Below are 6324 nucleotides of genomic sequence, written 5' to 3' on the forward strand. Positions count from 1 at the left end.
ACCCAGCTGTCGCTGGCTACCTTCAAAGGGGGAAAATGTAGTGACGGAAAGAGGATAATGAGCCACCCGGGCAGGTGTGGGTCGCACGGACAAGTGAAAAATTAGAGAGAGACTCAGGGAGAGCTGTTGGACAGGGCAGAGGGGGCGGACTTATCTAACGAGTGGTTTGCTTATTAATAAATTGGCTAATTGACAATTTTTTCATATCTTTGCCAAAACTTTTAACTCATACCTCTTAACTGATAACTAAATAAAGTGAACGAATTAAACTTAGAACTTACTGACGTGAGCGCCCAAGTGTTTTGTGGCGAAGACGAAAATAATATAAAATACATCAAAACGCTTTTCCCGAAGCTGAAAATCGTAGCACGGGGGTCTAAACTTATTGCCTTTGGCGAAGAACATTTGCTAAAAGATTTTCAGAAACAAATGGAAAAGCTCATCGCCTATTGCGCGAAATACAATCGCTTAGACGAGCGCACTATCGATAATATTCTTTCGGCTACTAGTACTGAGAAGAGCGAAAAAGTGCGCGAAGAGGACATCATTGTGCACGGCGTGAATGGCAAAATCATACGTCCGCAAACCCCCAATCAAGTAAAATTAGTAGAGCTGATGCACCAAAACGATATGGTATTTGCCGTAGGACCTGCCGGTACGGGTAAGACCTATGTGGGCGTTGCCTTAGCCGTAAAAGCTCTTAAAGAAAAACAAGTGCGTAGGATTATCCTCACTCGTCCGGCAGTGGAAGCAGGCGAGAATCTCGGCTTTCTTCCTGGTGACCTCAAAGAGAAACTCGACCCCTATATGCAACCCCTATATGATGCCTTGCGCGATATGATTCCCCACGAAAAACTTAACGCCTTTATTGAGGCAGGAATCATAGAGATTGCCCCTCTTGCCTTTATGCGCGGGCGCACCTTAGACAACGCTTTTGTAATCCTTGACGAGGCACAGAACACCACCCACGCCCAAATGAAGATGTTCCTCACCCGTATGGGGCGTAATGCCAAGTTTATGATTACCGGCGACCCTGGACAAATAGACCTACCTCGCAAAGTTTCCTCTGGACTTAAAGAAGCAATGCTTATCCTTCAAAAAGTACGGGGTATCGCTTTTCTCCACTTAGACGACAGAGACGTTGTGCGTCACCCACTGGTGCGCAGTATCATCGAAGCCTATAAAACCATAGAAAACAACGAATAGGCTGGTTAGAGAATTAAAGGTCTAACTCCCGTTTATCTCTTGCCAAAAGGAAGGATGTAATAAACATTAATAAAGAATTTTATTGTAGAACAGAATCTATGATTAATTCATTTGATATTGATAATATTTCGATATATACAGATTTTAATATTTACAATTTATATTGCAAACATAGTTGTAAAAATCACTTTTTATATCGAGCTAACATAAAATGGATATAAAATTAGTGTTAAAAAATGATAAAAAACAGAACATATTATGGTGAATACACCTTAAGACATTGGATAAATTTACTTTTAAGGAAAAATATTATTCTTCCTGACTATCAAAGATCATTTGTTTGGGATGAGAGAGACCTAAAACGACTGATAAAATCAATAAAAGAAGGTCAGTTTATACAGCCCGTAACAATAGCTTTGTATAAAGAAAATGAAGATTCTAAAAACCTTCTTCTTGATGGGCAACAACGTTTAACATCAATATTACTCAGTTTTATAGGTTATTTCCCTAATAAAAGTAAGTTTGATGAAGCTGAAAAGTTAGCCAGTGAAGATGATAGTGCTCAAGATTCTGAAAATACCCCTTCTGAAAGCAATGTATCATCACATAAATCTATCGGTTGGACTTTTCAAGAGTTGTTAAAATATGGTTCTACTAAAGAAAAGATTCAAGAGGGATTAGGAAAAGAAGGAAAATACAATGAATTAGACATTGAAGATATTATAGGTTCTGAAAATAATTTTTGGGAAGAACATTTTATAGGTTTCTCTTATGTAGTACCTGTTTTTAATAACTCTAATAATGAGAAGGTTAAGGGATATTTCTCTAAATTATTCCGAAACATGAACTATTTCGGTAAAAAACTTTCTAATATAGAGAGCCGTAAGTCTTTATATTATCAAAATCAAGAATATACCTCATTTTTTGAAGGAAAAACTAGTGAAGACAAAGATGTTCTATGTGGTTTGAAAATCAAGCAAGATCTCCAAAATAATAGTATAGATTTCGTACGATACTTATCCATTTTATCTCAAAAATGTGTAGGAGACACACCTTTAGTTGGTTATTCTTCTTACAAATCAAGAGAGAGTTTTTATGCTGATTATGTTTCATATATATTAGGGCTAGAGCAGGAACAAAGAGAAAGAAAATTTGATAAATTTAAATTTAATGAAACTCTAAAAGACACTTGGAAAGAACGGTTTTCCAACTTAAGAGAAGTGGTTTTGAAACTAAAAGGTCAAAAGGAGCTAGAAGAAGGTATTTTTTTCTCTTGGATAGAGGCAGACTATTGGTTGTTTGGATTAATTTATTATGTAGTCTTTATGGGGAAACGAATAAAAGAAGATATTACTAATCTACCTCAAGAGGTGATTAGTAAAATAAATGACAAAAAGGGTAATGAATATTATACGAAAAACAGCAATAGATTAGGAAATATTAGAGAACGTATAGAGGAATCTATCAATATATATAGTAATTATGTATCATAGTATTCATACAGATTTTATTCAAACTCCCATCAAGGAAATTCTTATTGAAGGAGTGAATGTGAGCCGTGCCATTGGGAACGGAATCGAAACACAACCTCTTTATACTTATATTATGCCTTCCCTTTTTCTAAAAATGACAGGGGCACAAGAACAAAAGTTAAAGTGCATCTGTTGGGAAATAGCCACCCACGATTATGAATACCGCCGTAGACTTCTTGAAAATGAAGATAAATTAGGTGAGTGTTCTAAATATTCAGCGAAAAACAAAATTTATACTGACCTAGTTAAACGAATAAAAAGTCTTGGAGGAGATTTAGATAATGAAAAAGTTAATCTAATTAATAGGGTAATAGAAGATATTAAAGATATTTTTAAGTATAGTAACTTTAGTTCTTGGCTACAAAAGGACTTCCAAAACTTTGATAAAGGTATAAAGAATAAATTTTCAGAAAAGCAAATACTCGCAAAAGACAAAAAATCAGGGGGGGGTAAAACTATTTGAAAGTGTTTTACAGAAAGATTACGAGGAAATAGTATATAAAGAGCGTAATCGTTGTGCGCATAATACCACTTCTTATCAACGTAATTTACCGGATTTGGATACTCTTGCCTCAGAAGAGTATTTGTGGCATAATTATTTTTATAGATATGCAATATTAGTTTTGATAGATGAGATTTTTATACTTTTATATAATAAGTATATGGAACTCATAAAAGAAAAACATATTATGTAGTAGCATTCAATATGTCTTAAGGATATAAAAGAAACCTATAATTTGTTCCCACCTCAGTCGTTTGCTTATTTATAACATTCATCATTTTACTTCCTTATTGTTCAAAAACTTCTCTCTTATTCCAACCTTTCTGAAAATTCTTCGTTTATAGAGCAGAAAGTGAAAGATATTAGCTTTCTTCTTTAAAAAATAATCAAGGAAAGATAATTGATAATCAGCGTAATGGAAAAATAATGATATCATAACGCTATTTTTATGGTACTTTGTATTGCATAATACTTTTATTTGTTATATCTTTGCGCCGTGAAATTAAATAGTTTACATTTAGTAACCAAAAACCATACAAACAATGAAAAAGATTATTCTATCACTGCTATTGGCAGTAACGGTAAGTGGCTTTGCACAATCTTCTTTTAAAGGAACCTTGTTGAATACTGAAAAAAAGCCTGTGAGTGCTGCCAATGTACTCCTAATGACTCTCCCCGACTCTACCCTCGTAAAAGGGGCAATAAGCAATCAGCGAGGTGTTTTTGAACTACCCAATGCCGCTGAGGGTAAAAAGGTGGTTATCAAAATTACGCATTTGGAATATCAAACGGTGGTATTTACGCCCTCAGGGAGCAACTTGGGCACCATTATTTTGACCCCTGCTACCAATCAGTTAGGAGAAGTAGTGGTAACAGCACATCGCCCTATCTTAGAGCAAAAGGGTACGCGCATCAGTACTAATGTAGCGCAATCGACCTTGCAGAACCTACCCAAAGCCGAAATGCTTATCAACTTCTTGCCTGGGGTGAGCACTTCCTACACCGGTGGAGGTTATGAGGTGTTTGGCAAAGGCAATCCTATCTTCTACATCGATAACCGCAGGGTGCGCAATTTAGATGAGGTGAATCAGTTATCGCCCAAAGATATTGAGAGCATAGAGCTGGAAACCCAACCTGGTGCGGAACACGACAATACGGTGGGTGCGGTAATCTATATCAAACTGAAAAAGAAACAAGGTGATGGACTGAGTGGGTCGGTTGAAAATGAAAATTATGTGTTAAAAAAAGGAGCCTTAATAACTACTTGGCTTAGTCTCAACTACCGCAAAGGCAAAACCGACTGGTTTACTACTATAGGCAACTTCAACAACTTCAACAAGAAAAATGCCGACCTCTATCAGGATTTGCAAGTACATACCCAAAGCAATGATTGGCGCGTGACGAGCGACGAAACTAATAGGAGTAATGCCAAAGGAATAAACGCTAAAATAGGGGTAGCTCACGAGATTTCCGACAAACATTCCATAGGCGCAAGTGTGAGAGGGAGTGTAGAACCTTGGGTAGGACACAGGTTTAGCACCCAAGAGACCGCTACCTTCAAAAATAACCTCCTTACTGCCAAAGGGCTCAATGAATACGACCGCTTTAGCCAAGATAAAAAGTTAGGCATTAATGCCTATTACGAAGGCAAAATTACTGACAAACTGAAACTGCAAACCGATGTAGATTATATCGGTCAGCGTTCCGATAACACTTCCGATGTTGTGGAGCGCAACCTCCTCAGTGCAACCTCTCGCAATGTGCATACCCATTCCGACGCTGCTTCCGATTGGTGGGGACTCAAAACTACTTTCTTGCAAACCCTTGGCAAGGGCGCTATAAACTATGGCGTAGAGGCAAGTGACCTGCATCGCACTGAGGACTATACCGATAATGTGCTTTCGGCTTCGGATATTAAGAATACCGAAACGCTTTCGGCTGGTTTTGTGAGTTTCTCTTACCCTATTAAAAAGGTGAATTTGAAACTCGGTACGCGCTACGAGTACGCCGACTTTGGTTATTACGAAAACGGACAAAAAAGCCCCGTAAAAAGCAAGACCTACCGCGATTGGTTGCCCAATATTTCTATCGCATTCCCTTGGGATAAAACTCAACTGACCTTTAGTTATGCACGCAAAATTAAACGTCCGGCTTTTTATGAGCTTAGCGATTACAACACTTATATTTCTCCTTTCTTGTACAATCGCGGAAACCCATATATTGTGCCTCAGCTTACTGATGAATGGAATGCCTTGGCTACTTATGGTCCTATTTCGGCTTCGGTAAGTTATTCGAATATTCACAAAGGTATCTATTCCGATTACCAACTCTCAAGCATCAATCCCGATGCCGTTGAGAAAACCATTCGCAATTACGACGATTTTAGTGAACTGAAATGCGTACTCAATGCGCAAACCCAAATAGGCAAATGGATGCCTAAACTTACGCTCACTTATAAAAAACCTTTTGCTAACAATGTGTTTTACACCAATGAAGGTAGGTTTATGGTAGAAATGATGAACCAAATCACCCCTACTGAAAATTGGTTAATCTTAGCGATGTTTATTTATATGAGCAAAGGTTCAAACCGAGAAGCTTACGCCTACAAGGATATGAGCGGAATATTCGTAGGGGTAGCCCGTATGTTCTTCCACCAATCGCTTACGGTGTATACCGTAATTTCCGACCCCTATAACGGTCTCAATGAGCACACACGCGTACAAAATCCGTATATTAGCAATAGTACTGCTGAGAATTACGGCAATATAAGTTTTAAAGTAGGACTGAGTTACAATTTCAATACCACCCAAAGCAAGTATAAAGGACAAGGAGCGGGAGAAGAAGAGAAGAACCGACTGTAATGAGGAAATTAGAAAATTAGAAAATTTGGAAATGAGAGAATTAGAAAATGGGAAAATGAGGATTGTTAGTTTATTCAACTTTGCCCAAGTTTGAAACTTGGGCAAAGTTTGAGATGAAAAAGCGATAGTTGGGACTGTTAGGAATATTCGGAAGATATCGGAGAAGTTCGGAAGAGAGCTGAGAGGAAATTTGATGAAAAAAGGCTGTAAGGAGAGTGGGGTT

General features: G+C 37.6%; 4 protein-coding genes. All 4 read left to right on the forward strand.

What is annotated here, in order from left to right:
• The first annotated feature begins 255 nt into the window (after window positions 1-255).
• On the forward strand, window positions 256-1206 hold the full coding sequence (locus tag HMPREF9078_RS10025) for a PhoH family protein (RefSeq protein WP_009420573.1): 951 nt from the start codon (window positions 256-258) through the stop codon (window positions 1204-1206).
• A gap of 236 nt (window positions 1207-1442) precedes the next feature.
• Window positions 1443-2699 (forward strand): DUF262 domain-containing protein, encoded by a 1257-nt coding sequence (locus tag HMPREF9078_RS10030; protein ID WP_009420574.1) that lies wholly within the window; start codon window positions 1443-1445, stop codon window positions 2697-2699.
• The gene (locus HMPREF9078_RS10035) at window positions 2689-3201 is read left to right on the forward strand and encodes a hypothetical protein (RefSeq protein ID WP_009420575.1); all 513 of its coding nucleotides are present in this window, start codon (window positions 2689-2691) and stop codon (window positions 3199-3201) included. The genes HMPREF9078_RS10030 and HMPREF9078_RS10035 overlap by 11 nt, the downstream gene beginning before the upstream one ends.
• Window positions 3202-3782: 581 nt before the next feature.
• The gene (locus HMPREF9078_RS10040; protein WP_009420578.1) at window positions 3783-6101 is read left to right on the forward strand and encodes an outer membrane beta-barrel protein; all 2319 of its coding nucleotides are present in this window, start codon (window positions 3783-3785) and stop codon (window positions 6099-6101) included.
• The last annotated feature ends 223 nt before the right edge of the window (window positions 6102-6324 follow it).

The sequence above is a fragment of the Capnocytophaga sp. oral taxon 380 str. F0488 genome (assembly GCF_000318255.2).
GTDB lineage: Bacteria > Bacteroidota > Bacteroidia > Flavobacteriales > Flavobacteriaceae > Capnocytophaga > Capnocytophaga ochracea.

Excerpts from the sequence above, each read along its gene's own strand:
- HMPREF9078_RS10040 (WP_009420578.1), top strand. The coding sequence starts at position 3,783 with ATGAAAAAGATTATTCTATCACTGCTATTGGCAGTAACGGTAAGTGGC.
- HMPREF9078_RS10030 (WP_009420574.1), top strand. The coding sequence starts at position 1,443 with ATGATAAAAAACAGAACATATTATGGTGAATACACCTTAAGACATTGG.
- HMPREF9078_RS10035 (WP_009420575.1), top strand. The coding sequence starts at position 2,689 with ATGTATCATAGTATTCATACAGATTTTATTCAAACTCCCATCAAGGAA.